30 protein-coding genes are annotated in these 25226 nt (G+C 48.6%); 23 read left to right on the plus strand and 7 right to left on the minus strand.

Translation table 11 applies throughout. The annotated features are described in order from the left end of the window. Positions 1 to 71: 71 nt before the first annotated feature. From MKO97_RS06145 to MKO97_RS06165, 5 genes are all read left to right on the plus strand, one after another. Positions 72 to 767 carry a lipopolysaccharide assembly protein LapB gene (locus MKO97_RS06145; RefSeq protein ID WP_241105218.1) on the plus strand — a complete coding sequence of 232 codons (696 nt, stop codon included), beginning with the start codon at positions 72 to 74 and terminating at the stop codon, positions 765 to 767. Further along, positions 767 to 2131 carry a UDP-N-acetylmuramate--L-alanine ligase gene (gene murC, locus MKO97_RS06150; protein WP_241105219.1) on the plus strand — a complete coding sequence of 455 codons (1365 nt, stop codon included), beginning with the start codon at positions 767 to 769 and terminating at the stop codon, positions 2129 to 2131. The genes MKO97_RS06145 and murC overlap by 1 nt, the downstream gene beginning before the upstream one ends. 66 nt (positions 2132 to 2197) lie before the next feature. Continuing rightward, the gene (radC, locus tag MKO97_RS06155; protein ID WP_241105220.1) at positions 2198 to 2893 is read left to right on the plus strand and encodes a DNA repair protein RadC; all 696 of its coding nucleotides are present in this window, start codon (positions 2198 to 2200) and stop codon (positions 2891 to 2893) included. Between the two features lie 53 nt (positions 2894 to 2946). After that, on the plus strand, positions 2947 to 3639 hold the full coding sequence (locus tag MKO97_RS06160; protein ID WP_241105221.1) for a YjjG family noncanonical pyrimidine nucleotidase: 693 nt from the start codon (positions 2947 to 2949) through the stop codon (positions 3637 to 3639). Positions 3640 to 3641: 2 nt separating this feature from the next. Next, the gene (locus MKO97_RS06165) at positions 3642 to 4406 is read left to right on the plus strand and encodes a hypothetical protein (protein WP_241105222.1); all 765 of its coding nucleotides are present in this window, start codon (positions 3642 to 3644) and stop codon (positions 4404 to 4406) included. Here MKO97_RS06165 and MKO97_RS06170 read toward each other — a convergent pair. Continuing rightward, the gene (locus MKO97_RS06170; protein ID WP_241105223.1) at positions 4403 to 5680 is read right to left on the minus strand and encodes a replication-associated recombination protein A; all 1278 of its coding nucleotides are present in this window, start codon (positions 5678 to 5680) and stop codon (positions 4403 to 4405) included. The two genes, MKO97_RS06165 and MKO97_RS06170, sit on opposite strands and share 4 nt — an antisense overlap. 138 nt (positions 5681 to 5818) lie before the next feature. On the opposite strand from MKO97_RS06170, the gene MKO97_RS06175 reads away from it, so the two are divergent. Further along, positions 5819 to 6577, plus strand: coding sequence for a rhomboid family intramembrane serine protease (locus MKO97_RS06175; protein ID WP_241105224.1), 759 nt, complete (start codon positions 5819 to 5821; stop codon positions 6575 to 6577). On the opposite strand, the gene rlmB is transcribed toward MKO97_RS06175, so the two are convergent. The 6 genes from rlmB to MKO97_RS06205 all read right to left on the minus strand — a co-directional run bounded on the left by rlmB (position 6574) and on the right by MKO97_RS06205 (position 15016). Then, entirely contained in the window at positions 6574 to 7308 is a 735-nt protein-coding gene (gene rlmB / locus MKO97_RS06180) for a 23S rRNA (guanosine(2251)-2'-O)-methyltransferase RlmB (protein WP_241105225.1), read from the minus strand. The genes MKO97_RS06175 and rlmB overlap by 4 nt on opposite strands. 65 nt (positions 7309 to 7373) lie before the next feature. Beyond that, positions 7374 to 7883: a lipid-binding protein gene (locus MKO97_RS06185; RefSeq protein ID WP_241105226.1), complete on the minus strand. Its 510-nt coding sequence runs from the start codon at positions 7881 to 7883 to the stop codon at positions 7374 to 7376. A gap of 11 nt (positions 7884 to 7894) precedes the next feature. Next, entirely contained in the window at positions 7895 to 8617 is a 723-nt protein-coding gene (locus MKO97_RS06190; RefSeq protein ID WP_241105227.1) for a BT_2262 family domain-containing protein, read from the minus strand. A gap of 11 nt (positions 8618 to 8628) precedes the next feature. After that, positions 8629 to 10071, minus strand: a complete 1443-nt coding sequence (locus tag MKO97_RS06195; RefSeq protein ID WP_241105228.1) for a SusD/RagB family nutrient-binding outer membrane lipoprotein — start codon at positions 10069 to 10071, stop codon at positions 8629 to 8631. Between the two features lie 12 nt (positions 10072 to 10083). Then, the gene (locus MKO97_RS06200; RefSeq protein WP_241105229.1) at positions 10084 to 13260 is read right to left on the minus strand and encodes a SusC/RagA family TonB-linked outer membrane protein; all 3177 of its coding nucleotides are present in this window, start codon (positions 13258 to 13260) and stop codon (positions 10084 to 10086) included. Positions 13261 to 13354: 94 nt separating this feature from the next. Further along, complete coding sequence (locus MKO97_RS06205) at positions 13355 to 15016, minus strand: hypothetical protein (RefSeq protein ID WP_241105231.1); 1662 nt, start codon at positions 15014 to 15016, stop codon at positions 13355 to 13357. Between the two features lie 175 nt (positions 15017 to 15191). Here MKO97_RS06205 and rpsL point away from each other — a divergent pair, with 175 nt between their 5' ends. The 17 genes from rpsL to rplE all read left to right on the plus strand — a co-directional run bounded on the left by rpsL (position 15192) and on the right by rplE (position 25224). Then, positions 15192 to 15575 (plus strand): 30S ribosomal protein S12, encoded by a 384-nt coding sequence (gene rpsL / locus MKO97_RS06210; protein ID WP_241105232.1) that lies wholly within the window; start codon positions 15192 to 15194, stop codon positions 15573 to 15575. A gap of 90 nt (positions 15576 to 15665) precedes the next feature. Continuing rightward, positions 15666 to 16142 (plus strand): 30S ribosomal protein S7, encoded by a 477-nt coding sequence (rpsG, locus tag MKO97_RS06215; RefSeq protein WP_241105233.1) that lies wholly within the window; start codon positions 15666 to 15668, stop codon positions 16140 to 16142. Between the two features lie 9 nt (positions 16143 to 16151). Next, positions 16152 to 18275: an elongation factor G gene (fusA, locus tag MKO97_RS06220; RefSeq protein ID WP_241105235.1), complete on the plus strand. Its 2124-nt coding sequence runs from the start codon at positions 16152 to 16154 to the stop codon at positions 18273 to 18275. A 10-nt stretch (positions 18276 to 18285) separates the two neighbouring features. Further along, on the plus strand, positions 18286 to 18591 hold the full coding sequence (rpsJ, locus tag MKO97_RS06225; RefSeq protein ID WP_241105237.1) for a 30S ribosomal protein S10: 306 nt from the start codon (positions 18286 to 18288) through the stop codon (positions 18589 to 18591). A 616-nt stretch (positions 18592 to 19207) separates the two neighbouring features. Further along, positions 19208 to 19825 carry a 50S ribosomal protein L3 gene (rplC, locus tag MKO97_RS06230; RefSeq protein ID WP_241105239.1) on the plus strand — a complete coding sequence of 206 codons (618 nt, stop codon included), beginning with the start codon at positions 19208 to 19210 and terminating at the stop codon, positions 19823 to 19825. Further along, positions 19825 to 20454 carry a 50S ribosomal protein L4 gene (gene rplD, locus MKO97_RS06235; protein ID WP_241105240.1) on the plus strand — a complete coding sequence of 210 codons (630 nt, stop codon included), beginning with the start codon at positions 19825 to 19827 and terminating at the stop codon, positions 20452 to 20454. The genes rplC and rplD overlap by 1 nt, the downstream gene beginning before the upstream one ends. 8 nt (positions 20455 to 20462) lie before the next feature. Beyond that, a complete protein-coding gene (rplW, locus tag MKO97_RS06240; RefSeq protein ID WP_241105241.1) occupies positions 20463 to 20753 on the plus strand; it encodes a 50S ribosomal protein L23 in 291 nt (96 codons plus the stop codon). Between the two features lie 15 nt (positions 20754 to 20768). After that, positions 20769 to 21593: a 50S ribosomal protein L2 gene (gene rplB / locus MKO97_RS06245; RefSeq protein WP_241105242.1), complete on the plus strand. Its 825-nt coding sequence runs from the start codon at positions 20769 to 20771 to the stop codon at positions 21591 to 21593. A 6-nt stretch (positions 21594 to 21599) separates the two neighbouring features. Further along, positions 21600 to 21869 carry a 30S ribosomal protein S19 gene (gene rpsS, locus MKO97_RS06250; protein ID WP_241105243.1) on the plus strand — a complete coding sequence of 90 codons (270 nt, stop codon included), beginning with the start codon at positions 21600 to 21602 and terminating at the stop codon, positions 21867 to 21869. A gap of 6 nt (positions 21870 to 21875) precedes the next feature. Beyond that, positions 21876 to 22289, plus strand: coding sequence for a 50S ribosomal protein L22 (gene rplV, locus MKO97_RS06255; protein ID WP_241105245.1), 414 nt, complete (start codon positions 21876 to 21878; stop codon positions 22287 to 22289). Positions 22290 to 22294: 5 nt separating this feature from the next. Next, positions 22295 to 23056, plus strand: a complete 762-nt coding sequence (gene rpsC, locus MKO97_RS06260) for a 30S ribosomal protein S3 (protein ID WP_241105247.1) — start codon at positions 22295 to 22297, stop codon at positions 23054 to 23056. An 18-nt stretch (positions 23057 to 23074) separates the two neighbouring features. Next, positions 23075 to 23494, plus strand: a complete 420-nt coding sequence (gene rplP / locus MKO97_RS06265) for a 50S ribosomal protein L16 (protein ID WP_241105248.1) — start codon at positions 23075 to 23077, stop codon at positions 23492 to 23494. 12 nt (positions 23495 to 23506) lie between these two features. Beyond that, the gene (gene rpmC, locus MKO97_RS06270) at positions 23507 to 23698 is read left to right on the plus strand and encodes a 50S ribosomal protein L29 (protein WP_241105249.1); all 192 of its coding nucleotides are present in this window, start codon (positions 23507 to 23509) and stop codon (positions 23696 to 23698) included. A 16-nt stretch (positions 23699 to 23714) separates the two neighbouring features. Next, the gene (gene rpsQ, locus MKO97_RS06275) at positions 23715 to 23972 is read left to right on the plus strand and encodes a 30S ribosomal protein S17 (RefSeq protein WP_241105251.1); all 258 of its coding nucleotides are present in this window, start codon (positions 23715 to 23717) and stop codon (positions 23970 to 23972) included. A gap of 2 nt (positions 23973 to 23974) precedes the next feature. Beyond that, complete coding sequence (rplN, locus tag MKO97_RS06280) at positions 23975 to 24343, plus strand: 50S ribosomal protein L14 (protein WP_241105253.1); 369 nt, start codon at positions 23975 to 23977, stop codon at positions 24341 to 24343. A 12-nt stretch (positions 24344 to 24355) separates the two neighbouring features. Further along, on the plus strand, positions 24356 to 24670 hold the full coding sequence (rplX, locus tag MKO97_RS06285; protein ID WP_241105254.1) for a 50S ribosomal protein L24: 315 nt from the start codon (positions 24356 to 24358) through the stop codon (positions 24668 to 24670). Between the two features lie 2 nt (positions 24671 to 24672). Then, positions 24673 to 25224 (plus strand): 50S ribosomal protein L5, encoded by a 552-nt coding sequence (rplE, locus tag MKO97_RS06290; RefSeq protein WP_241105255.1) that lies wholly within the window; start codon positions 24673 to 24675, stop codon positions 25222 to 25224. Positions 25225 to 25226 lie beyond the last annotated feature (2 nt).

Here is a 25226-nt window from a genome sequence, read left to right on the forward strand (position 1 = left end):
GGCATGATTGCCGGGTTTTTTTATGCCTATCCCGTTGCTTTTTTTGGTATTTTTGGCGCAACGCCACGCTTATGAAAACTCTGGTTGTTTGTTTACTAGTTACAATCTGCGGTTTCTCCCAGTCCCGGTTGGAGAAAGCGCAGCGTTGCGTGCAGACAGGCGACTATCAACGTGCTGAGACCCTTGCCAAAGCAGTACTCAGTGAGGAACCTGGAAGCCTCGACGCCATGGAGATGTTAGGCGACATCGCAGGTTACCAAAAACAATGGCCCGAAGCACTATCATATTACAACAGGTTGCGAACCTTGCAGCCCCTGAACGCCGACTATCAATACAAGTATGGGGGTGTAATGGGTATGATTGCCAAAGACAGTAATAAATTCACGGCACTGTCAATGCTTGACGACATACGGAATGCTTTTTTGCGCGCTATCGAGCTCAATCCAAAACATATAGAAGCAAGATGGGCGTTGATCGATTATTACCTTGAGGTTCCGGGTATATTGGGAGGAAGCGAACGGAAGGCACAACGCTATGCCAATGAACTGGCCAAGTTGTCCCCAGTTGACGGTTTTCTCGCGAAAGGACATATAGCAGAGTACTTCAAAAGATACAGCCAGGCGGAGAGTTATTATCGTTCTGCCATCACCGTGGGCAAGTCGCGTACGACGTACGAACGACTCGCCAATCTATACAGAAACCGCCTGAAGCGCCCTGATAAAGCGAGGGAAGTGCTTCTGGAGTACCAAAACCTAAAGAAAAGTTGATGCGCGCACATTTCATTGCAATCGGCGGAAGCGCCATGCATAACTTAGCCCTTGCTCTTCACGATAAAGGATATCATGTTACCGGTTCAGACGATGCGATTTTCGAACCGTCGCTTGGGCGTCTGGCCAAAAAAGGCCTTCTACCGGCAGAACTAGGGTGGTTTCCTGAAAAGCTCGATGGCACAATCGAAGCTGTAATCCTGGGAATGCACGCCAAGGCCGATAATCCGGAGTTGCTTCGCGCGCAGGAATTGGGATTACATATTTATTCTTACCCGGAGTTCCTTTACGAGCAATCGAAGAACAAGACGCGGGTGGTGATTGGCGGGTCCCACGGCAAGACAACGATTACGTCGATGATCCTACACGTCATGAAGTTCCATGGCATCGAGGTCGACTTTATGGTCGGCGCCCAACTCGATGGCTTCGACAATATGGTACATCTGACCGAAGAAAACGATTTTATGATACTCGAAGGAGACGAATATCTGTCGTCACCCATCGACCGGCGACCGAAGTTCCATCTCTATAAACCGAATATAGCCCTTCTTTCGGGCATTGCCTGGGATCACATCAACGTGTTTCCCACCTTCGACAACTACGTCGAGCAATTCGAAATATTTATTTCCCATCTTACGGATGGCGGCATTTTGGTTTATAACGAAGAAGATCCTGTTGTAAAGCGAATTTCCGAGGCAGCCACGAACCCCGTCCGTAAACTCGCTTACCATACCCCCACCTATACGGTTCGGGATGGGAAGACGCTATTGGCCACGCCAGAAGGTGATATGCCCATCGAAGTGTTCGGTGCCCATAACCTGAGCAACCTCGCGGGCGCCAAATGGATTTGCCAGAATATGGGAGTGGACGAAGCCGATTTTTATGAGGCAATCGCTACCTTTCATGGCGCCTCCAAACGACTGGAGAAAATCGCGGAGAACGCCCGAAGTATCGCTTATAAAGATTTCGCACATTCACCCAGTAAGGTAACGGCTACCACTCGGGCCGTCAAACAACAGTATCCGGATCGTAAATTGGTGGCGTGTCTGGAATTGCATACCTATAGTAGCCTTAACCCGGAGTTCTTAAAAGAGTATCAGGGTGCGCTCGACGCCGCTGATGAAGCGTTGGTATTCTATTCTCCGGATGCATTGGCCATCAAGAGAATGGAACCGATTTCTGCCTCGCAGATTGCAGAAGCCTTCCAACGAGAGGATTTGTTGGTCTATACCGATCCGGGAGCTTTTCGTTCGTTTCTCTTCGGTTTGGATATGCAAAGTCAATCAGTTGCCTTGTTGTTGATGAGTTCCGGAAATTACGGCGGACTGAAATTCGAGGATGTTCGCGACCTTATAAAGAATTAAGAATTCATACGGTTTTCCCGTACTTTCAGAAGCGTCAGTCGTGCTATCTTGCCGGAAAATGCTGATATGTCTGAACAATCTTTTTTTCCTATACGAGCCTGGGCAGAAGACGACCGCCCACGCGAGAAACTCCTATTAAAAGGCAAAGCCGCGTTGTCGGATGCGGAACTGCTGGCCATCCTAATTGGCACGGGCAGCCAGAATGAAACGGCTGTCGATCTAAGTAAACGGCTGCTTGCGGCGTCAGGCAATAATCTCGCCCGATTTGCTAAAATGGGACTAAAGCAACTACAGGAGTTTCGCGGCATCGGCGAAGCCAAGGCGGTTACCATCATAGCGGCACTCGAATTAGGTCAAAGACGCAGGGCGGAATCCTCGCCCGATACCGACAAAGTAACATCGAGCCTTTCGGTATATGAGCTCATGCGTCCGCTGATAGGGGAGTTGCCCCATGAAGAATTTTGGATTATTTACCTTAATAACGCCAACAAGGTGTTGTCGAAATTGCAGTTGAGCAAGGGGGGGATTACCGGTACGCTTGTCGACGTGAGGTTGGTTTACAAACAGGCCGTACAATGTGGGGCCACTTCTATCATCGTATGCCACAACCATCCGTCAGGTGGACTTACGCCGAGCGATGCGGATCGACAGATTACCCGGAAGCTGAAAGCGGCGGGCGAACATTTGGATGTGAAACTGCTTGATCATGTCATTATCACCGAGGTGAGCCACTTCAGCTTTTCCGACGAAGGCATGCTTTAGTTAATTGGAAATCCGGATACCTGTTTTTGCCAAAACTTCACGACATTTGTCAGATGCACCGAGCCACTATTACGGATATTTTCTTTGACCTCGATCATACGCTGTGGGATTTTGACCGCAATTCGGCGCTTGCTTTCGACAAGGTATTTTCAAAACACGGTATTGACGTTGATTTGGAGACCTTCCTCGGACACTATACGCTCATCAACTCTGACTACTGGAACCGCTACGAGCAAAACCTGATTACCATCGAGGAACTCCGATACGGACGTCTACGTTCCACTTTTGAGCGTTTTGGTATGTCTCACGCCCACGACGTGTTGCATACGCTGTCAGAGGCCTATATCGACCACCTCCCGGAGCACAATCATTTGTTTGACGGCGCCATCGACACCTTGCACTATCTGAAGGACAAATATCGTTTGCACATCATCACTAACGGTTTTAGCCACGTACAGAAGAAAAAGATGGCGAATTCCGGGCTACAGCCTTTTTTTGCTACGATAACGGATTCTGAAATGGCGGGCGCGAAAAAACCGGATCCTATTATATTTCGATATGCTCTTGAAAAGGCAGGCACCCACGCATCTTCCAGCGTCATGATTGGGGATAGCCTGGTGGCGGATATCAAAGGAGCATCGGGAGCCGGCTTATACCCTATACATTTTTCTCCTTCCGGACATGCCGTGTCGGAAACTGGCTTTCAAACGATTCGGCATTTGTCCGAACTACAAACCCTTTTTTAATTATGAAGAAGTTTGCTCTTTTTATTTTGTTATTCCTCACCGGATGGTCAAATGCGCAGTCCGTGAACGAGTTTCGCTATGTAGTCATTCCAACCCGATTTGAATTGCAATCGGAGCCGAATCAGTACCGCCTTAACACGCTCTCTAAAAAATACCTGACAGAAGCCGGTTTTGAGGCAGTGCACGAATCATTGATGACAGACGACCAGGTGAACCGCCGTTGCGATAACCTGTTCATCGACATTGTGAAAGTCAAGTCATTACTTACCATTAAAATCAAAGTAGTCTTTAGGGATTGTCGAAATGCGGTGATTTTCGAAAGTAAGGAAGGTAACAGCAAAGAAAAGTCGTACGAGAAGGGTTATCAGGAAGCGCTTGCAAAGGCTTTCGAATCGGTAAAAGAACTGCAGTACACCTATACCGGCAAAAAACAGGATGTCACACCTGAACCGCAGCCGGTCGCCGTGTCAAAACCAGTCGTTCCGGCAGCAGCGACACCTATCGCCACAACGCCTGTAGTGCCGTCCGATACTACGTTGAAGCCATCCTATACTGTAGAAGCCCTCGCGTCGGGTTATTTGATTATTGACAGCAATACCTCAAAGATTGCATTAAAAATCCTCAAGACATCCGATCCTAAAATATATACAGCTTCGCGAAATGGCGACAGCGGCGTATTCCTGAATAAAAACGGCAAGTGGTTTTTCGAATACTATCGTAACGGCACGCTGTATTCAGAGGAGTTTTCTGTCGACTATACCTTTTAGTACCCGTATTTGTCTTTCCAGCGGTTGCGTAGGAACTCCCGGGTCTGCTTCTCTCTTGCGTTATCCCCAGGTTCATAGAAAACCGTCCCCGATAATGCTTCGGGCAGGAACTCCTGTTCAGCGAAGTTATGCGCAAAATCATGTGCATATTTATAATCGTCCCCATATCCCAACTCTTTCATAAGCTTGGTAGGAGCGTTTCGCAGATGTAAAGGCACCGGGAGGTCACCTTGTTGTCGAACGGCTTGCTGGGCAGCTCCTATAGCCATGTAGGTGGCGTTGCTCTTTGGTGAAGTGGCCAGATAGACGGCACACTGACTTAGCAGGATGCGGCTTTCTGGATACCCGATAGTCGTAACAGCCTGGAAGGTGTTGTTCGCGATGACCAAAGCCGTCGGATTGGCATTTCCGATATCCTCACTCGCTAAAATCAACATCCGGCGGGCGATAAATTTTACATCTTCCCCGCCTTCGATCATCCGTGCAAGCCAATATACCGCCCCATTTGGGTCACTGCCGCGCATCGATTTAATAAAAGCGGATATAATGTCATAGTGTTGTTCCCCTGTCTTATCATACAAAACCGTAGTCTGTTGCGCGAGTTGCATGACCGCCTCATTGGTAACGATAATCGCGTCACCGGGTGTAGCGTTGACCACCAATTCGAAGATGTTGAGCAGTTTGCGTCCGTCTCCACCCGAAAGGCGCAATAACGCTTCCGTTTCCTTTAATTCGATGTTACGGGAAGCCAGGATGGTATCGTTCGCGATGGCACGTTTCAAGAGGGCATTCAGGTCGTCTTTAGAAAACGGATTTAGGATGTATACCTGACAACGCGACAGCAAAGCGGGAATCACTTCAAAGCTCGGATTTTCGGTAGTAGCCCCGATAAGGGTTACCCATCCTTTTTCGACAGCGGCCAAAAGGGAATCCTGTTGCGATTTGCTGAACCGGTGGATCTCGTCGATGAACAGGATAGGGTTCTTGGCGGTAAAAAGTCCGCCAGCCTGCTTGGCTTTGTCAATGACTTCCCGGACGTCTTTTACCCCAGAGTTGATTGCGCTTAGGATGTAGAAGGGACGTTTCGATTCTTCGGCGATGATCTGGGCAAGGGTGGTTTTACCCGTTCCAGGAGGTCCCCAGAAAATAAGCGAGGGGATGAAGCCACGGGCAATCTGTTGGGTGAGGGATCCTTCTGGTCCTACCAGGTGTAACTGACTGATGTAGTCTTCGAGTCGCTTGGGTCGTATACGTTCTGCTAAAGGCGCTTCCATAGCTACAAAGGTACACGGTTTCGTATTTGGTGAGCTACTTTGACGGAATTGCTGGTAACCAAAAATAGGATAGCTGCCATTTTTACCGTTTTCGTAATTTGGTGGGATATTTGACAGGCGCTGAGAAAAATAATCGATATGGACGACGGTCGTCACTTCCAATTTTCCCCGTCGGTTTACCTGATGCCGCTGTTGGTAGTAGTGCCGATGTGGTTCGTTTTTGGGTTACAATCGACGTTCCATCACTCATTTGATTTCCTGGGCATCTTGCCACGCCATTGGAGCGGTCTTCCCGGAATTGTCTTCAGTCCGTTTCTGCACGGCAACCTAGGGCACATCGCGAGTAATACGCCTCCTTTACTTATTCTTATTGCCGCGTTGGTCTATTTTTACAGAAGGCTCTCGCTTAAGGTATTGCTTTTTGGTATCCTGTTATCCGGCTTCATTACCTGGGTTATCGGCCGGGATTCCTATCATATCGGGGCCAGCGGTTTGGTATATGTGCTCGTGGGCTTCATCTTTTTTAAAGGCCTGATGACACAGTATTACCGGCTTGTGGCCTTATCGTTTGCCGTAGTGTTGATGTATGGCGGACTGATATGGTATATGTTCCCTGGCATCGACGAGGCTGTGTCGTGGGAGGCCCATTTAGGCGGTATGATCAGTGGGTTTGCCTTTGCCGTGCTCTTCCGGACGCCGAACTATCACGACGACCTGCTCTTTGAATGGCAACGGCCGGATTACGATCCGTCGAACGACAAATTCATGCAGCGCTTTGATGAGCAGGGTAATTTTGTCAATCCACCTCCGCCGGAGCCCGAGCCAGTCGAGGAGGAGCTTCAACCGGGTATTCGCTACCACTTCATCCCCATTGATAAAGAGCGAGGGGAGGATTAACGGCGTTGCCGCACGGCTTCATATAAAATAGCACCGCAGGCTACCGACACATTAAGCGAGCCGATCGTGCCGAACAACGGCAGTTTCGCTTTCTCATCCACTATTTTCAGGACCGATGGATTGATTCCTCTATCCTCCGATCCCATTATGATGGCTAGTGGGCCGGTGAGATTGACATCGTATACGTCCTGATCCGTTTTCTCTGTAGCGGCAACGGTGCGTATTCCGGAGGCCTGGAGCATGAAAACGGCGTCTTTGATATGGTCGACCTTTGAAATAGGGACGTTAAAAACAGCACCGGCTGACGTTTTGACGGTATCGCCGTTAACAGGAGCGGCTCCGGAAGACGAAATGATGATACCGTTTACCCCTGTGCATTCGGCCGTTCGGATGATGGCACCGAAATTCCGGGCGTCTGATAATTGGTCGAGCAACAGGAAGAGGGGTGTGGCTCCGCTTTCCAACACGTTTTCGATTAGCGTTTCGAGATTATGGAACGCCACGGGCGCAATTTGCGCGACAGCACCCTGATGGTTCAACGATGTAAGGCGATTCAATTTCTCAGCTGGAACATAGCTGAAATTGATATGGTGTTGCTTGAGCGTCTTGAGTAGTTCCCGCATAAGGTCGCCCGACGCCTCCTTTTGGATGAAGACTTTATCTACTGGCTTTCCTGCGCGAACGGCTTCCATGATGGCGCGGATACCGAAAATCTGGTGTTGGTTTTCCATTTGGCAAAAGTACTATAAAAAAACCACCGGGATGCCGGTGGTTTTAGGTTGGGTAAAACAAGTTTTTACAACTCGTCTTCTAGGAATCCGGTGCGTTTGTGGCCACCGAATTTGTAGACTGTTCCTGGATCCCAGTCGAATTCAGCTTCGAAGTAGATACTGTCTACTACGTGTCCGCCGAACGAGGTACCACCATTCTTGAATATCTTACCATTCGTTACGTGAACCGTACCACCCGCATAAAGTTCATCGGCACCCGGTTGTCCGGAAAAGGTAAGGTTGGTAAAGTCCGTCGCCTGAACTTTCGTTTTGATTTCGAAAAACTCGTCATGGTCGTCAATCCAAAAGTTTTCGTCGTTTGACGATGCGTTATAAGTCGAATACAATACGTATCCCCCTCCAAACGCAGGTGTTACGCCATCTGGTTCATAGCCTACTATGTGCCAGTCGCCCGCGAAGTTCTTGGTTTTTGTACCACCGGCATCTGGGTTTCCGCCTTCGTCGCATGACACTGCAACAGTGAGACCAAAGGTCGCGAGTGCCATCGTTAATATAGTGAATTTAAATCTTTTCATCTTAGGTTTGATTAAGGTTCAATTTTATCGAGTACGACGTTGAAGGTAAAACCAGCATCCCACACGGTGGTGAAGGTTACCTGGTTTTGTTCTGGATAGGCCATGAGATCGCTCATTTCAGCACTTCCACCAAATGCACCTACAGAGAAAGGCGTTATGGAAAAATTGTTTGCCGGAATGCTGTTGGCGGTGATTACCACAGGTTGGGCTGCATATCCAGCACCATACGAGCGTCCGAGGTCATAGTAGCCTCCGATTCCGTCTGACATGCCATAAGTACCATTGGCGTTTTTCCAGATCAATACATATTCCAAATCCGTATACTGTGCTGTAAGCACACCGTTACGCGTCACCGTTGAACGATATAGGCCGGCGATGCTGCTGATGAGATCGCTGTTTTCGTACACGATAACCGTACGTCCGGCGGAACCAGAGAATCCGTCCTGGTTGGTGGCAGAATACGTCACTTGGTATACATCTGGTTTGTTTGTGTCAACCGAACTGCCGTGCTGGTAGAGCCCTGTAACGGAAGTAGTGTATTCGATTTCGTTATCGCCTTCAGTTACCGTTACACCCGGGTCAGTATACGTACTTCCCTTAGGCACAAAGATCACATCATCACCCAATACAGTGAAGTTTGGGTAATAGGTCACATTCGAGACGCCTCCTGTCGACTCATCAGAGCACGACACGAATAGGAGCGCGAGGATTGGGATTACAAAAAGCTTTTTCATTTTCAATTTTTTTAGTTGGCATCCCACCATACCGGTGTTGTCACAGGTATAAGCGCAGGTGCATTTTGATTAGTGGTGGTCACGTTACTTGGGAAAACCAGTCGTTTAGGGAATTGACCTCCGGTAGTCCCGTTGACAGAGTAAGAAAACTCGCCAGGAACGTAGCTTTCGCTGGTTTGTGGTACTGGCGATACTTCAGGATATCCGGTTCGGTTCTGCTCGAAGAAGGCTTCGAATCCGTTACCCGGGAAGAAGCTGGTCCATTTTTGCACAATGATCGCTTTGATTTTATCCTGAAGCGAACCTCCGGTCGGATATTCATAGGCTCCGCCTGGTGCAATATAGGCAGCCGCGCTGTGTCCATATTTGGAGAACATTTCAGTGACGGCAGCGTCATAGTTCGCTTTCGCACCTGCTCCCGCCGCATAGCGCTCACGTGCTTCCGCCTGAAGGAAAAGGCTTTCTTCATGGCTCATGAAATAAACAGGTGTGGTGGCACTGAGTTTCACGACGGCAAATGACGTTTGCGGTCCGGTGTTGTTGAAGTCACCTTGGTTGAGTGGTCCACCTGCGTTGTAGTAATCTTCCATACGCGGGTCATTGTTCTCATCAAGGTAGGAGTACAGCGTGCGGCTTGCACGGATATTCAACCCGGTGTTCAATTGGCGACGATCGGTTTCGTATAATGGATTGCTTCGGTCAGGTGCGTCTTCAAATTGTGTCATTGCAGCATCTGTATCCAGAAATGCGACACCTGAATTCAATAGCTCAGTTACACCAGCCGATGCCACAGAAGGTCGTACTTCGGTTTGGCGGAGATATAACTTGAGGAGCAATGTGTTGGCGTAGGCCGTCCAGTTGTCCATGTTGCCAGCAAAAACAAAGTCATCATTGCCAGGGGTTTCACCGGTAGACGCTGAGAGATCTTTAGACAGGGCGTCTTTGAGATCCGCTACCATTCGGTCGTAAACTGCTTCCTGGGTTTGGAAAGCAGGCTGGAGGATATTTACATTATTGGCTTCGTCATACGGTATTTGGTCATAAAAGTCAGCCATTATCTGTGAGGCATGCACCTCAAGGGTAGTAGCCATCAGATAGTACTTCCAGTTACCTTGCTCATTTGCCAGTCTTTTTACGTTTCGAAGGTCGCCTAATGCGTCGTACATCGCCGTCCATCCTAACACGTAGTCGTTGGTGCCGATGGAATAATCATCGATTTCCTTATACTGGTTGCTCGAATTACCTTGTGTGAAATGCTGTGACCAAAATCCACCAATAAGGGCATAATAGGATCCTTGTGCACCTGCTACACCGGCAATTCCCGCCGGAAATTCTGTTTTAAGTGCTATATCCGACGGCGACAGCAAATCTGGATCGCTGTTCACATCAAAGTCGTCTTTACTACATGAAAGTAGTAAAGCGGCCGCTGTTATTGATAAAACTATTTTTTTCATGATTCAATTTTTTTAGAATGATAATTTGAGGGTAGCTCCATACGCCCTCTGCGAAGGCAACGATCCAAACTCACCGAATTCACTTGTAACACCATTACCGAAAGTGCTGACTTCCGGATCGACATACGAGTTTCCGTCCGGTGTCCATAGGAACAGGTTTTTACCGTATATACCCAATTGCAGGCGCGTGATTCCCAATTTATCAGTAATCTTGGCGGGGAATGTGTAATACAGACTAACATCGCGCATACGAACGAACGTACGATCAATGATATGTCCTTGTTCGATACCCGGGTTATTGGTAGTATTACCCCAGTAATTCGTGATATTTTCGAACGAAATAGGCGTCGTATTTTCTGAATAGGTGCCGTCTCCGTTGTCAACCACAGAGTTCGGGATAATAAACGGATTCCGATCATTATAGGTTGTCATAATCCCATTACCCACAAAATCGTTCAATCTTCTTGTATACGAATACATCTCTCCACCCTGTTTCCAGTCAAACGCCATTGCGAGTGCAAACGCTTTGTATCGAAGAGTGGTCTGTAAGCCCATTACGAAGTCGCGCTGAATATTTCCAACCCGATTTTCTTCCTCAGATACAGTGTAGTAGCCGGTATCCGGATTCACAACATATTGACCGGCATCGTTTTTAACCGGGGTTCTTACGTAGAAAGTTCCGATCGGTTGACCTTCTTCAGCATACATGTTAACGCCATAAGCATTGTTAATCAACACTTTGGCGTCCCCGTCGATTCGGGTAACTTCGTTAAGGTTCTTCGTGAAAGTATAATTCACCGTCCACTCAAAATCGGCTGTTTTAAGCGGTGTGAAACCCAACGCCAATTCAACACCCTTATTTTGTAAGTCACCCAGATTTACTGTTTGTGTGGTATATCCTGTGGATGGGTCAACCGGAAGTCGACTCAACAAACCTTTCGTTTTATTGTAGTAAACGGAGAGGTCCAAAGTAAGCCGGTTGCTGAACAACGCCGACTCGACGCCAAATTCAAATTCTGTCGTTTTCTCGGGTTTTAGTCGGTTGTTGCCTAAGTTCGAGGAAAGTTCATAGAAATTTACACCCCCAAGAGGCGCCACCAAACTACCAAAGTAAGCGGCGGCAGTACCAACGTTGAGTGTAGATAAGGTCTGATAAGCGCTGGTATCGTTAGCTACACCAGACATCGCCGCACGCAGTTTGACAAAGTCATTTCCTTTTTCATAGAAAATGCCACTGAGGGATACTGAAGGGTAGTAGTATACGTTATCAGACGCCGGAAGGGTAGACGTGATGTCGCGTCGCACAGATGCGGTGAGGAAGTATTTGCCATTATACGAAAGTTCTCCCTGAAGGTAGACCCCCGCAAATTTACGCAACTCATCATTCTGGCTGATTGTAGGACGGTTGGCACTATTCCCAAGTTCGTAGTAGTTAGGTACATCGAGCCCGGTAACGTTTGCAGCAAAAGCATTGATCTCCTGTTTATTATACTGAGTGCCAAGTGTTGCTACCAGTCGTAGTTTTTCAGTAAAACTTTTGTTGTAGTTAAGGTTGAAATAGGTATCAAACTCGCTGCGTTCAATCCGCTGCTCGGTAACACCGCCCACAACTGGGTTAGCACCCGCCAGATCATTCGGTGATCCGTCAAGATAGTCAACGATAGCGCCATAGCTCTTGATAGACTCATTGCGGTAGTTACCACCAATCTGCCAACTCGCCGTCAGTTCAGGTGTAATTTTATACTCCAGGTTTACGTTGCCATAGAGATTGTTACCCCTAATTTTTGTTGAGTTCTCGTTGATCGCCCACCAAGGATTCGTGGCATAAGGTGTGAAGTAATAGCTTGGGGAATTGAACGGATTATTTTTGTAGTCCTGCAGGTCCACGATACTTATGTCTCGTGGAATCTGCATCAAGTCCTGTGGCAGGGTAGAACCTTCGCCCGCGTCATCGCCCTGGCCGGTATTGACCGCATTTTGGTCTTTATTGACATAGTTGATTGCTATACGGGTACTAAATTTACCCGATTTTATGCCGCCATTAAAGGCAAGCGTGCGGCGCAGGTACTGGTCGGCCGTTGTAGGAATGACGCCGTCGCTATTCAGGTCAGTGAAGCTAAGTGCGAAATCCGAGAAATCGTTTCCGCCGGAGATAGAGAGGGCATTCGTGCGGGTGATGCCAGTGTCATAGAAATCCCTCACGTTATCTTCCAGTGCCACGTACGGCTTTATTTGCTGGGAATTGTTATAGACAGTACCCCACGGACGAATCTCACCGTTAAACGCGGGACCCCATGAGCCATTTTCATTACTTGGGCCGGAGCCTGTTGTAAGGGCAGAATATCCTAAGCCATTCCAGCCTTGGCCAAAACTATTTTGCGTGTGCGTCAGGCGCCCCACTTCGTTCATGTCGATGGAAGACACGAAGTCGATTTTAATTTTCTCCTGACGTTTTCCTTTTTTCGTCGTGATAATGATTACCCCGTTTCCAGCTCTTGAGCCATAAAGTGCCGAAGCCGCGGCACCCTTGAGGAATGTCATTGTCTCGATATTGTTAGGATCGATATCGTTTAGTCCAGAGCCCCCGTCGAACGAACGGGTCGTACCAGTAAAGCCGGTGAACGAGTTGTTAAGCGGAGATCCGTCGACGATAATCAGCGGGCTTGTTGAACCGGTGATCGATTTTATACCACGTACAAAAATCTTCGGTGAAGCACCCGGAATTCCCGGAGAGGTGATATCGGCACCTGCCACCTTTCCAGACAGCGTTTCTAATGGGTTACCGTTGGCAACCTGGGTAAGCTGCGCCGCGGTCACGGTTGTTGTCGCATACCCCAACGCCTTTTTTTCACGCTTGATGCCAAATGAGGTGACGACCACACCCTCCAGCTCTACTGCCGAATCGGCCAGTTTCACATTAAGGGTTGTCGAAGTCGCCTTCTGTGTCTGTGTCTGCATTCCGATAAATGAAAACACAAGCGTGTCGGTCGGCGCTGCGGAAATGGAGTACTTACCGTCGAGATCGGTTTGCGTGCCGGTCTGCGTGCCCTGGATGAGGACACTTACGCCCGGCATCGGCAATCCATTGCCGTCGGTAACAGTTCCCGTCACCGTCCTTTGCTGCGCTATCGCCACCTGGACGAAGAGCAGCAAGAGTAATGCTACGTAATTTGTTAGTCGAGATTTCATATTGTATGATTTAGTTATAAAACCAAATATATGAAATAATATGTTAAGAAAAAGAAGGGCTTAAGGCCGAAAGTATAAGAAAACCTTAAAAACTTTAGAAAATCGTCTTAAAACTTATATGCACGATCGAGTTTGATAGCCTGATTTGCTGCCCGTTAGCGGTGCCGTTCGCGTAGGTGATTCGCAAAAGGCCATTTCGTGTTAAAATCCCTGCACCAAGCCCGATTCCTAACAGTTTGCCGTTGTTTCCGGACGTTTCGTCTCGATAATACCCATAATCAAGAACAGAATGGAGGTATAACGACGACCCTACCGTATACCGATATTCGCTCAGTATGCTTGTAAACAGTTGTCCCTGAAGACTGTTTTCGTTAAACCCGCGTATCGAGTTGATGCCGCCGAACCGGTACAGTTCATTTAGGATGTAATTGCCGCTTTGAAGGAAGTAGTCCTGCGTTCGTATGAAAAGGCTGTTTTTCTCATTGAGATAAAAGGAATGAAATGCATCCAGCGTTACGAAATACTGCCCTTCGGTTGCGGTTTTGGATGCGCGCGAACCCGTTCCGGCCTTCAACTGCACCCGCGTCCGCTCGGGGAACAGGAAATCGGAGGTGCGCAAATCCAGGAACTCGAAGGAGGCTGTCAGGAAACGGTTATTGAAATCGCTGAGGGTACTTGTATTTTGGTTTTGGATGTCACTCGATTCGGCAGATTGGTAGCCGAGATAACCGCGGAGGTTGTGCCGGAAAAGATAGCCGGCTTCCAGCGAGGTTTTCGTCGTCTGGAAGGTGCTGTCCTGCCGAAAGATGTTCAGTGACATTCGCAATCCCAATCGTGAGCGGAAGATGTACGGCAATTCTAGCGAGGCATTGAACGTACGCTGCTGGTTGCCGTCGCTTTTCCAATACAACGCAAACTCCTCGCCCGAATTCAACAGGTTGGTCAGTTGCAGGTCGAGATAGCCATTGAAGCGTACGTTACGTTCCTCATCGTTCGAAAATCCCAGAAAGCCTTCGAATCGGTTCGCTTTCGCTTTTTCGACATACACATATACTTTCGTTGTGTCTTTCGCAAACAGGATTTCCGGATAGCGTGTCTGCGTCACGAAACGGAATTTATCAAACTCCGTTTTCAACGCAGCGAGGTTGTCGCGCGTCAGGGGTCTGTCGCGGAAGGTTCGTTCCACGCTGGCTTTATGTCCGGCCGGAAATTGATCATAGCCGTTGACGACAATGGCATTGACGCTTCGCCGATCGCCGCGGTCAATCCACAAATCGGCCGCCAGTGCGCTTCCTTCCCGCCGGAAATCGCGCAATTGCAAACGCGCTAAGGGGTAACCATTGCGTTCAAAGGCAGCGAGCCATTGTGTGAGGCGATTTTCCGATTCAGCAAATGGAACCGTTTCCTTTGCGATGAGGGGTAGGATATCACGAAGCGTTTCCCGTTCTGCCGCACCTATATATATAATGAGCGCTTTTGTGCGTGGCCCCAATCGAAATACAGCGCTTACCGCAGAGTCAGTCGGACGTGTCCGGCTTGCGATCTCATTTTCGATAAAACCGGCGCGGGTGAGCTGCTCCGATACCGTCTCGAGTTCCCGGTTTACCGAACGCAGATCAGGGTGCTGTTTCCGGTAGGAAATCGAATCGAGGGTGCGTTGCTCGTCGGGCGTATCGGTCGCCAGGGTGAGCGTTATCCGTTGCGCCGACGCGGGCAGCATAAGAAACAGGGCCGCAAAAAAGAAGAGTCGTCGCACGTAATACATTTGTATAGGAACGCAAGTTAACCCCTTTTTCATATACCGTTGACAATGCCGAAACACGACCTTGAAAATTAATGTTTTACCATTTGTTTCATTCAAAATTATCCTTACATTTGCAACCCCGTAAAATGGGGATTTTATAACCAATAGTAATTATTAGCAGTACATTATGCCAACAATTCAGCAATTAGTAAGAACCGGAAGGGCTCAGATGACTAAGAAGAGCAAATCGATTGCTTTGGATGCCTGCCCTCAAAGAAGGGGAGTTTGTACGCGTGTTTACACTACGACGCCTAAGAAGCCGAATTCCGCTATGCGTAAAGTAGCGCGGGTTCGTCTTACCAATGGTAACGAAGTGAACGCTTACATCCCTGGTGAAGGGCACAACCTCCAAGAGCACTCGATAGTATTAGTCAGGGGCGGAAGGGTAAAAGACCTGCCGGGAGTTCGTTATCACATCGTCCGTGGTGCACTTGATACATCAGGTGTAGCCGGCCGTACGCAACGTCGCTCCAAGTATGGTGCAAAACGCCCAAAAGAAGCTAAAAAGTAATTAACTAGTCTGAAGTCAAAAGTCTAAAGTCAAAAGTCTGAGACGACTTTTCCACTTTCCACTTTCCACTTTCGACAAAAAAGCAAAGAAATGAGAAAAAGACAGGCCAAAAAAAGACCTCTTTTACCAGATCCAAAGTTTAATGATCAGTTGGTCACCCGGTTCGTGAACAACCTCATGTGGGACGGTAAAAAATCCGTAGCCTTTACCGTTTTCTACGATGCACTTGATATCGTGGAAAGCAAGAAGAACAATGATGAGAAGACCGCACTCGACTTGTGGAAAGATGCTCTCAACAACGTCATGCCTCACGTAGAGGTGCGTAGCCGCCGTGTAGGTGGTGCGACGTTCCAGATCCCGATGCAGATTCGTCCGGACCGTAAAATTTCCGTAGCCATGAAGTGGCTGATCCTCTACGCACGTAGAAGAAACGAGAAGTCAATGGCCCAGAGATTGGCAAACGAGATCCTGGCCGCTGCCCGCGAGGAAGGCGCCGCTGTTAAGAAGCGTATGGATACGCACAAAATGGCGGAAGCAAACAAAGCATTCTCTCACTTTAGATTCTAATCACCCAAAATGGCAAGAGACTTAAATTACACCAGGAATATCGGGATCGCCGCCCACATCGACGCCGGAAAGACGACGACGACGGAGCGTATCCTTTTTTACACCGGTAAATCACATAAAATCGGAGAGGTGCACGATGGTGCCGCAACGATGGACTGGATGGCGCAGGAGCAGGAGCGTGGTATCACGATCACCTCTGCTGCGACTACCTGCGAATGGACGTTCCCAACCCAACAGGGCAAACCAACTCCAGACGCAAAATCGTACCACTTCAACATCATCGATACCCCGGGTCACGTTGACTTCACCGTAGAGGTGAACCGTTCGCTTCGCGTTCTCGACGGACTCGTATTCCTTTTCTCTGCGGTTGACGGCGTTGAGCCACAGTCGGAGACGAACTGGAGGCTTGCTGACAACTATAAAGTGCCTCGTATGGGCTTCGTCAACAAGATGGACCGTCAGGGATCGAACTTCCAGGCTGTGTGCCAACAGGTACGCGACATGTTGAAATCGAACGCCGTGCCAATCGTTCTTCCGATTGGTGATGAGGAAGATTTCAAAGGTGTGGTGGATCTTGTGAAAAACCAGGCAATCGTTTGGCATGAGCACACCCAAGGGGCTACTTTCGACGTGATCGAAATCCCTGAGGACCTGAAAGCAGAAGCACACGAACTTCGTGCGCAACTGATCGAGGCCGTTGCCGAGTATGACGAAAACCTGATGGAGAAATTCTTCGAAGACGAAAACTCCATTACCGAAGACGAGATCAACGCAGCACTTCGCAAAGCGACCATCGATATGTCGATCATCCCGATGCTGTGTGGTTCTTCTTTCAAAAACAAAGGAGTTCAGTTCATGCTGGATGCGGTTTGTAAATACCTTCCGTCGCCACTTGACAAAGAAGCTATCGAAGGTACCAACCCTGACACAGACGAGCCGGCTTTCCGTAAGCCTGACGTGAAAGAGCCGTTCGCGGCCCTCGCGTTCAAGATTGCTACTGACCCTTACGTAGGTCGTCTGGCGTTCTTCCGTGCGTACTCAGGTCGTCTCGACGCAGGTTCCTACATCCTGAACACCCGTTCCGGAAACAAAGAGCGTATTTCCCGTATCTACCAGATGCACGCCAACAAGCAAAACCCAATCGAATACATCGAGGCAGGTGACATCGGCGCTGCGGTAGGTTTCAAGGATATCAAGACTGGTGATACCATGTGTGACGAGAAGCACCCGATCGTACTCGAATCGATGGACTTCCCGGCGCCTGTAATCGGTATTGCAATCGAGCCTAAAACAAAAGCGGACGTTGATAAGATGGGTATGGCACTCGCCAAACTCGCAGAAGAGGATCCAACCTTCCAGGTGAAGACGGACGAGGCTTCAGGCCAGACCATCATTTCGGGTATGGGCGAGCTTCACCTCGACATCCTTATCGACCGTATGAAGCGTGAGTTCAAGGTAGAAGTAAACCAGGGCGAGCCTCAGGTAGAATACAAAGAAGCCTTCACCAAATCGGCACAACACCGTGAGGTCTACAAAAAACAAACCGGTGGTCGTGGTAAGTTTGCGGATATCGTATTCCGCATCGAGCCGGCTGACGAAGGTTTCGTAGGACTCCAGTTCGTCAACGAGGTGAAAGGTGGTAACGTACCGAAAGAATACGTTCCTTCCGTAGAGAAAGGATTCAAGGCAGCCATGAAACAAGGTCCTTTGGCCGGTTACGAGGTAGACAGCCTGAAAGTAACACTTCTCGACGGATCGTTCCACCCGGTTGACTCCGATGCACTTTCCTTCGAATTGGCAGCGAAAATGGGTTACAAGGAATCAGGCCGCGCGGCCGGTGCCGTAATCCTCGAGCCAATCATGAAGCTGGAAGTGATCACACCGGAAGAAAACATGGGTGATATCGTAGGTGACCTTAACCGTCGCCGCGGACAGGTGAACGACATGAGCGACCGTAACGGCGCGAAAGTCATCAAAGCATTCGTTCCGCTTGCCGAAATGTTCGGTTACGTAACGACGCTTCGTACCCTGTCTTCCGGACGCGCTACTTCTACAATGGAATTTGACCATTATGAAGAAACGCCGGCTAACATCTCGGAGGCTGTAATCAAGAAAGCAAAAGGTAACGCTTAATTAAAAGAACATGAGTCAGAAAATCAGAATAAAACTGAAATCGTACGATCACATGCTCGTCGACAAATCGTCCGAGAAGATCGTAAAAACGGTTAAGAGTACCGGAGCTGTGGTTACAGGCCCTATTCCGTTGCCGACCAACAAAAAGATCTTTACCGTGTTGCGTTCGCCGCACGTTAATAAGAAGTCACGTGAGCAGTTTGAAGTGATGTCTTACAAAAGACTGATCGACATCTATTCATCGTCTTCTAAAACCATCGACGCGCTTATGAAGCTCGAGCTTCCAAGCGGTGTTGAGGTAGAGATCAAAGTGTGATAAAACACATTGCTGTATAGAAATGGCCGGACGCGTTCCGGCCATTTTTTTTTTAGGGATGTCTGGGTTGACACCGTAGATTTAACAAAATAGACGGTTTTCCCGTACGTGCCGTATTTCCGGAGTTTGTATTTTACCTTCAGGGAAGGGGCGGATGCATCCCTTACAAAATGCCTCGCAATTTTCAGTACGGGAAAACCGCACATTTTGTTAAATTTTTATTACGAACGTGTGTCCGGTGTTTTCTTTTTCAGAAGCCAATCCGGCTCTCCGCTCTAGCTTTCTCCGCCAGCGCCCTCTTTGCAACGCCGCCTTCCGGCTCCTCGCGTCGCCGTCGCCGGCGGCAAAGAAGAGGCGCCGGCGTCAAAAGGCTGCCGCTTCGATCCGGGCTAAAACGCGAGTTCACAACGGTGGCTGATGCGCGCCAGGTCGTGCAATTCCGCGTATTTTCTAGTCTTGTATCCCCTGTCATTGCCGGTTTTTGTCTTTTTGAAAGAAAATGGAGAAAACCTGCTGATTTAGTTTTGTTTACTGATTATAAGTCTCTATATTTGCACGCTCTAAAAAGTGGCTACCCGCTACTTTTAAAATAATGTTTAATAATTAATTAGTTTTTATGTCTGGGTTAATTGGTAGAAAAATCGGCATGACCAGCATCTTCGACGAGAACGGAAAGAACATTCCGTGCACCGTCATCGAGGCAGGTCCATGCGTGGTTACCCAAGTCAGAACCAATGAGGTCGACGGGTATGAAGCGTTGCAACTTGGTTTCGATGACAAGACTGACAAACATTCCAGCAAAGCGGCCGTAGGTCACTTCAAAAAAGCGGGAACTGTTGCCAAGAAAAAAGTCGTCGAATTCCAGGATTTTGCAACTGAACAGAAATTAGGAGATGTCATCGATGTTTCCATTTTCGAAGAAGGTGAATTTGTGGACGTACAAGGTGTGTCCAAAGGAAAAGGCTTCCAGGGTGTTGTAAAGCGTCACGGCTTCGGCGGTGTCGGACAAACAACACACGGTCAGCACAACCGTCTCCGTGCTCCGGGTTCGGTAGGTGCGTCGTCCTATCCATCCCGCGTATTCAAAGGAATGCGTATGGCGGGCCGTATGGGTGGCGTCAATGTGAAAGTTCAAAACCTGAAAGTGTTGAAAGTGGTGGCCGACAAGAACCTTCTTGTGGTTAAAGGGTGTGTTCCCGGACACAAAAACGCTTACGTAATCATTCAGAAGTAATGGAAGCAAAAGTAGTAGATATCAACGGAAAAGAGACCGGACGCACCATTCAACTGGATGCTTCTGTGTTCGGCATCGAGCCGAATAACCATGCGGTTTACCTCGACGTGAAGCAATACCTTGCCAACCAACGTCAGGGAACCCACAAAGCGAAAGAGCGTGCTGAAGTCACGGGCTCTACGCGCAAGATCAAAAAACAAAAAGGTACCGGTACTGCCCGTGCAGGTTCGGTTAAGAGCCCGGTATTCAAAGGCGGTGGTACTATCTTCGGTCCACGTCCGCGTAGTTACTCGTTCAAGCTCAATAAAAACCTGAAGCGTTTGGCACGTAAGTCGGCGTTCTCTATCAAAGCGAAAGAGTCGAACCTGATCGTTCTTGAAGACTTCACCTTTGAGACGCCAAGCACGAAGAACTTCACTAACGTATTGAAAGCGTTAGGATTGGAGAACAAAAAGTCGCTGTTCGTACTGGGTGGCGAAAACAAAAACGTATATTTGTCGTCCCGTAACCTTGAGCGTTCAAGCGTTGTAACCAATTCAGAGCTAAGTACTTATGCTATCCTGAACGCGAACAACATCGTCCTGACTGAAGGTTCACTGGAAGGAATTGTTGAAAACCTTAGCAAATAAGAAGTCAGATGAGCACTATCATTAAACCCATCGTAACGGAGAAAGTGACCAAAGAGGGGGAGGCTTCCAACCGCTTCGGTTTCGTAGTTGACCGCAAGGCCAACAAAATCCAGATCAAGAAGGCTGTTGAGGCTGCATATGGCGTAACTGTCGTAGCCGTCAACACCATGAACGTCCGTCCTGACCGTTCTGTGAAGTACACCAAAAGTGGACTGATCAGCGCCAAAACGAATGCTTACAAAAAAGCAATCGTCCAGGTGAAGGAAGGGGAAACGATCGACTTTTATAACAATATCTAATAAAAAGGCAGCGAAATGTCAGTTAGAAAATTAAAACCTATTACCCCGGGTCAGCGATTTAGAGTCGTGAATAGCTTTGACACTATCACGACTGATAAGCCGGAACGCTCTTTGTTAGCGCCGATAAAAAACTCAGGAGGTAGAAATAGTCAAGGAAAGATGACCATGCGTTACACAGGCGGTGGTCACAAGAAAAGGTATCGGATGATCGATTTCCAACGTGCAAAAGCAGGCGTTCCTGCCACGGTGAAATCAATCGAGTATGATCCGAACCGTACTGCGTTCATCGCGCTTCTGTATTATGCAGATGGAGCTAAAACGTATGTTATTGCGCAAAACGGGTTGAAAGTTGGCCAGACTGTCGTGTCAGGCGAAACAGCAGCCCCAGAGATTGGAAACACCCTTCCATTGAGCAAAATTCCGCTCGGAACCGTGATTTCCTGTATCGAACTTCGTCCTGGACAGGGTGCGGTCATTGCCCGCTCTGCCGGTACATTCGCCCAGTTGATGGCCCGTGACGGTAAGTATGCGACCATCAAGATGCCTTCGGGTGAGACACGCCTGATCCTGCTGACCTGTTCGGCTACGATCGGTGCCGTTTCGAACTCGGATCACCAGTTGGTAGTTTCCGGTAAAGCCGGTCGCTCACGCTGGTTGGGCCGTCGTCCTCGTACCCGTGCCGTAGCGATGAACCCTGTCGATCACCCGATGGGTGGTGGTGAAGGACGTTCTTCGGGCGGTCACCCACGTTCACGTAAAGGTCTTCCGGCTAAAGGATACCGTACACGTGCGAAGGCGAATCCGAGCAATAAGTACATTGTAGAACGCAGAAAGAAATAATAAGAAATGGCACGTTCATTAAAGAAAGGACCTTACGTTCACTATAAACTGGAGAAGAAGGTTCAGGAAAATACAAACAAGGCGGTCATCAAGACCTGGTCACGGGCTTCCATGATCACGCCTGATTTCGTAGGCCACACCATCGCTGTCCACAACGGACGCCAGTTCGTACCGGTATATGTTACCGAGAACATGGTAGGGCATAAGTTAGGAGAATTTTCGCCGACACGGTCTTTCCGTGGTCACGCGGGTGCAAAAAATAAAGGAAAAAAATAAGAAGCCATGGGAGTTCGTAAAAGAGAAAGAGCCGAAGCCATCAAAGAGGCTAACAAGCAGGTGGCGTTCGCAAAACTGAATAACTGCCCTACTTCGCCTAGAAAAATGCGCCTGGTAGCGGACTTGGTGAGAGGTCAAAAAGTAGAAAGAGCTTTGGCAATCCTAAAGTTCTCATCGAAAGATGCTTCTCGTAAATTGGAAAAACTGATGCTGTCGGTTATTGCCAACTGGCAAGCTAAAAACCCGGATGCATCCATCGAAGAGGCTGGCCTTTTCGTAAAGGAAATCCGCGTAGACGGAGGTATGATGCTCAAAAGGCTCCGTCCGGCGCCACAGGGCCGTGCCCACAGAATCAGGAAGCGTTCCAACCACGTAACCGTGGTCCTTGGACAATCAGATAACACACAAAGCAATTCGTAAGCAGCATGGGACAAAAGACTAATCCAATTGGAAATCGCCTTGGTATTATCAGGGGATGGGATTCAAACTGGTATGGCGGAAATGACTACGGTGACAAAATCGCCGAAGACTACAAAATCCGTAAGTACATCCACGCTCGCTTGTCGAAAGCCAGTGTTTCAAAGGTAATCATCGAGAGAACCCTTAAGCTTGTAACCGTTACTATCACCACTGCACGTCCTGGTATCATCATCGGGAAAGGCGGCCAGGAGGTAGACAAGCTGAAAGAGGAACTTAAGAAGATCACCGACAAAGAGGTTCAAATCAACATCTTTGAAATCAAGAGGCCTGAACTCGATGCTTTTCTGGTTGCGTCTAGCATCGCGCGTCAGCTCGAAAGCCGTATTTCTTACCGTCGTGCCATCAAAATGGCGATCGCTGCGTCAATCCGCATGAACGCCGAAGGTATTAAGGTAATGATCTCCGGACGTCTGAACGGTGCTGAAATGGCACGTTCGGAAAGCTTCAAAGAAGGACGTATTCCTCTGTCAACTTTCCGTGCTGACATCGATTATGCTTTGGCAGAAGCACACACGACGTATGGTCGTCTGGGCATCAAAGTATGGATCATGAAAGGTGAAGTGTATGGAAAAAGAGACCTTTCTCCTCTGGTAGGAATGGACAAGAAAGCTGCAGGCGGCAAGAGCGATTCACCACGCGGAGAGCGCGGCGATCGTCGTGACCGCGGAGAACGCAGCGGCAAACCGGCTCCACGTAAGAGAAAGTAATTTAAAACGTAAAGAAAAATGTTACAGCCTAAAAGAACAAAATACCGCAAGGTACAGAAGGGTAGGATGAAGGGCAATTCCATGCGTGGGCACGAGCTCTCGAACGGAATGTTCGGCATCAAGTCCCTGGATTCTTCTTTCCTGACTTCCCGCCAAATCGAGGCAGCGCGTATCGCCGCTACCCGTTACATGAAAAGGGAAGGGCAGTTGTGGATCAAGATCTTCCCGGATAAGCCGATCACCAAGAAACCACTTGAGGTACGTATGGGTAAAGGTAAGGGTGCTGTCGAATATTGGGCAGCAGTCGTAAAGCCGGGTCGTATCATGTTTGAGGTAGGTGGTGTGCCGATTTCTGTGGCAAAAGAGGCGCTTCGTCTCGCTGCCCAGAAGCTTCCGGTGAAAACCAAGTTTGTAATCGCCCGCGATTTCGAGGCATAATTCTAAAGCATCATGAAACAATCAGAAGTTAAGAATCTGTCTGTTGCTGATCTCCAGCAAAAACTCGCCGAGGCGAAGAAGACGTACAACGACCTAAAGATGGCGCATGCGCTGTCCCCGATCCAAAACCCACTGCAGATCCGTTCGGTCCGCAGGACGGTTGCCCGTCTGGCAACTGAGATTGCCAAAAGAGAGTTACAATAATTTGTAGTCCGAAAAGATGGAAACAAGAAACTTAAGAAAAGAAAGAATCGGGGTCGTTACTTCCAACAAGATGGATAAGTCTATCGTGGTAGCAGAAGTATCGAAAGTAAAGCACCCGCTATACGGTAAGTTCGTATTGAAGACCAAAAAGTACGTCGCACACGACGAGAAAAACGACTGCAACATCGGTGACACCGTAAGGATCCACGAGACGCGTCCGTTGAGCAAGACGAAGTGCTGGCGTTTAGTTGAAATCATTGAAAGAGCGAAATAACCATGGTACAACAGGAATCAAGATTAAAAGTAGCAGACAACACCGGTGCTAAGGAAGTCCTTACCATCCGTGTTCTGGGAGGCACCAAAAGAAGGTATGCTTCCGTAGGCGACAAGATCGTAGTGGCCATTAAGGACGCGACTCCGAACGGAAACGTGAAGAAAGGCGCCGTATCCACAGCTGTTGTAGTGCGTACGAAAAAAGAAGTACGCCGCGCCGATGGTTCATACATCCGCTTCGATGACAACGCATGTGTACTCCTGAACGCTCAGGGCGAGATGCGCGGAACCCGTGTTTTCGGACCGGTTGCCCGTGAACTCCGTGAGAAGCAGTTCATGAAAATTGTTTCACTGGCACCTGAAGTGCTTTAATCCCTTACAGAGATGACAAAGCTTAAAATCAAATCAGGAGATATCGTAAAGGTAATCGCCGGTGACCACAAGGGAACCGAAGGTAAAGTTACCCGCGTGTACCGTGAGAAAAACAAGGCCATCGTGGAAGGCGTTAACATGGTGTCGAAACACACCAAGCCAAGCGCTAAAAACCCACAGGGTGGTATCGTGAAGAAAGAAGCGCCTATCCACATTTCAAACCTGGCGCTAATCGATCCTAAAACCAAGACACCAACCCGCGTTGGTTTCAAAGTGGAAGGTGACAAGAAGGTACGAGTATCAAAGAAATCTAATCAGGTATTATAGTCATGGCTTACGTTCCAAGATTGAAACAAGAGTATAAAGACCGTGTGGTCGCTGCTCTTAAAGAAGAATTCGGTTACAAAAACGTGATGCAGGTTCCAAAACTGGAGAAAATCGTTTTGAGCCGTGGCGTCGGAGCAGCCGTTTCCGATAAGAAACTGATCGATTACGCAGTAGAAGAGCTGACGAAAATCACAGGCCAGAAGGCCGTATCGACCATCTCTAAGAAAGACGTCGCTACGTTCAAACTCCGTAAAGGAATGCCTATCGGTGCGAAAGTGACCCTTCGTGGCGAGCGTATGTACGAATTCCTGGATCGTTTGGTAACCGCAGCGTTGCCACGCGTACGTGACTTCGGCGGTATCAAAGCTACAGGCTTTGACGGTCGTGGAAACTACAACCTCGGTGTTACCGAGCAGATCATCTTCCCTGAAATCGACATCGATAAAGTGAACAAGATCTCGGGTATGGACATCACGTTCGTAACGACTGCCAAAACAGACAAGGAAGCACAATCGCTTCTCGCAGAACTAGGTTTACCTTTTAAAAAGAATTAAGA

Source organism: Flavobacterium sp. HJ-32-4 (assembly GCF_022532105.1).
In the GTDB taxonomy this organism is placed as follows: Bacteria; Bacteroidota; Bacteroidia; order Flavobacteriales; family Flavobacteriaceae; genus Flavobacterium.

Coding starts and splice junctions, on each gene's coding strand:
- rplC (WP_241105239.1), top strand. CDS start 19,208: ATGTCTGGGTTAATTGGTAGAAAAATCGGCATGACCAGCATCTTCGAC.
- rplB (WP_241105242.1), top strand. CDS start 20,769: ATGTCAGTTAGAAAATTAAAACCTATTACCCCGGGTCAGCGATTTAGA.
- rpsG (WP_241105233.1), top strand. CDS start 15,666: ATGAGAAAAAGACAGGCCAAAAAAAGACCTCTTTTACCAGATCCAAAG.
- MKO97_RS06195 (WP_241105228.1), bottom strand. CDS start 10,071: ATGAAAAAAATAGTTTTATCAATAACAGCGGCCGCTTTACTACTTTCA.
- rlmB (WP_241105225.1), bottom strand. CDS start 7,308: ATGGAAAACCAACACCAGATTTTCGGTATCCGCGCCATCATGGAAGCC.
- rplX (WP_241105254.1), top strand. CDS start 24,356: ATGACAAAGCTTAAAATCAAATCAGGAGATATCGTAAAGGTAATCGCC.
- rplE (WP_241105255.1), top strand. CDS start 24,673: ATGGCTTACGTTCCAAGATTGAAACAAGAGTATAAAGACCGTGTGGTC.
- MKO97_RS06165 (WP_241105222.1), top strand. CDS start 3,642: ATGAAGAAGTTTGCTCTTTTTATTTTGTTATTCCTCACCGGATGGTCA.
- rplW (WP_241105241.1), top strand. CDS start 20,463: ATGAGCACTATCATTAAACCCATCGTAACGGAGAAAGTGACCAAAGAG.
- rpsQ (WP_241105251.1), top strand. CDS start 23,715: ATGGAAACAAGAAACTTAAGAAAAGAAAGAATCGGGGTCGTTACTTCC.
- rpsL (WP_241105232.1), top strand. CDS start 15,192: ATGCCAACAATTCAGCAATTAGTAAGAACCGGAAGGGCTCAGATGACT.
- MKO97_RS06170 (WP_241105223.1), bottom strand. CDS start 5,680: ATGGAAGCGCCTTTAGCAGAACGTATACGACCCAAGCGACTCGAAGAC.
- radC (WP_241105220.1), top strand. CDS start 2,198: ATGTCTGAACAATCTTTTTTTCCTATACGAGCCTGGGCAGAAGACGAC.
- rplD (WP_241105240.1), top strand. CDS start 19,825: ATGGAAGCAAAAGTAGTAGATATCAACGGAAAAGAGACCGGACGCACC.
- MKO97_RS06200 (WP_241105229.1), bottom strand. CDS start 13,260: ATGAAATCTCGACTAACAAATTACGTAGCATTACTCTTGCTGCTCTTC.
- MKO97_RS06175 (WP_241105224.1), top strand. CDS start 5,819: ATGGACGACGGTCGTCACTTCCAATTTTCCCCGTCGGTTTACCTGATG.
- MKO97_RS06190 (WP_241105227.1), bottom strand. CDS start 8,617: ATGAAAAAGCTTTTTGTAATCCCAATCCTCGCGCTCCTATTCGTGTCG.
- rpsJ (WP_241105237.1), top strand. CDS start 18,286: ATGAGTCAGAAAATCAGAATAAAACTGAAATCGTACGATCACATGCTC.
- rpsC (WP_241105247.1), top strand. CDS start 22,295: ATGGGACAAAAGACTAATCCAATTGGAAATCGCCTTGGTATTATCAGG.
- rplN (WP_241105253.1), top strand. CDS start 23,975: ATGGTACAACAGGAATCAAGATTAAAAGTAGCAGACAACACCGGTGCT.
- murC (WP_241105219.1), top strand. CDS start 767: ATGCGCGCACATTTCATTGCAATCGGCGGAAGCGCCATGCATAACTTA.
- MKO97_RS06185 (WP_241105226.1), bottom strand. CDS start 7,883: ATGAAAAGATTTAAATTCACTATATTAACGATGGCACTCGCGACCTTT.
- fusA (WP_241105235.1), top strand. CDS start 16,152: ATGGCAAGAGACTTAAATTACACCAGGAATATCGGGATCGCCGCCCAC.
- MKO97_RS06160 (WP_241105221.1), top strand. CDS start 2,947: ATGCACCGAGCCACTATTACGGATATTTTCTTTGACCTCGATCATACG.
- rpsS (WP_241105243.1), top strand. CDS start 21,600: ATGGCACGTTCATTAAAGAAAGGACCTTACGTTCACTATAAACTGGAG.
- rplP (WP_241105248.1), top strand. CDS start 23,075: ATGTTACAGCCTAAAAGAACAAAATACCGCAAGGTACAGAAGGGTAGG.
- MKO97_RS06145 (WP_241105218.1), top strand. CDS start 72: ATGAAAACTCTGGTTGTTTGTTTACTAGTTACAATCTGCGGTTTCTCC.
- rplV (WP_241105245.1), top strand. CDS start 21,876: ATGGGAGTTCGTAAAAGAGAAAGAGCCGAAGCCATCAAAGAGGCTAAC.
- rpmC (WP_241105249.1), top strand. CDS start 23,507: ATGAAACAATCAGAAGTTAAGAATCTGTCTGTTGCTGATCTCCAGCAA.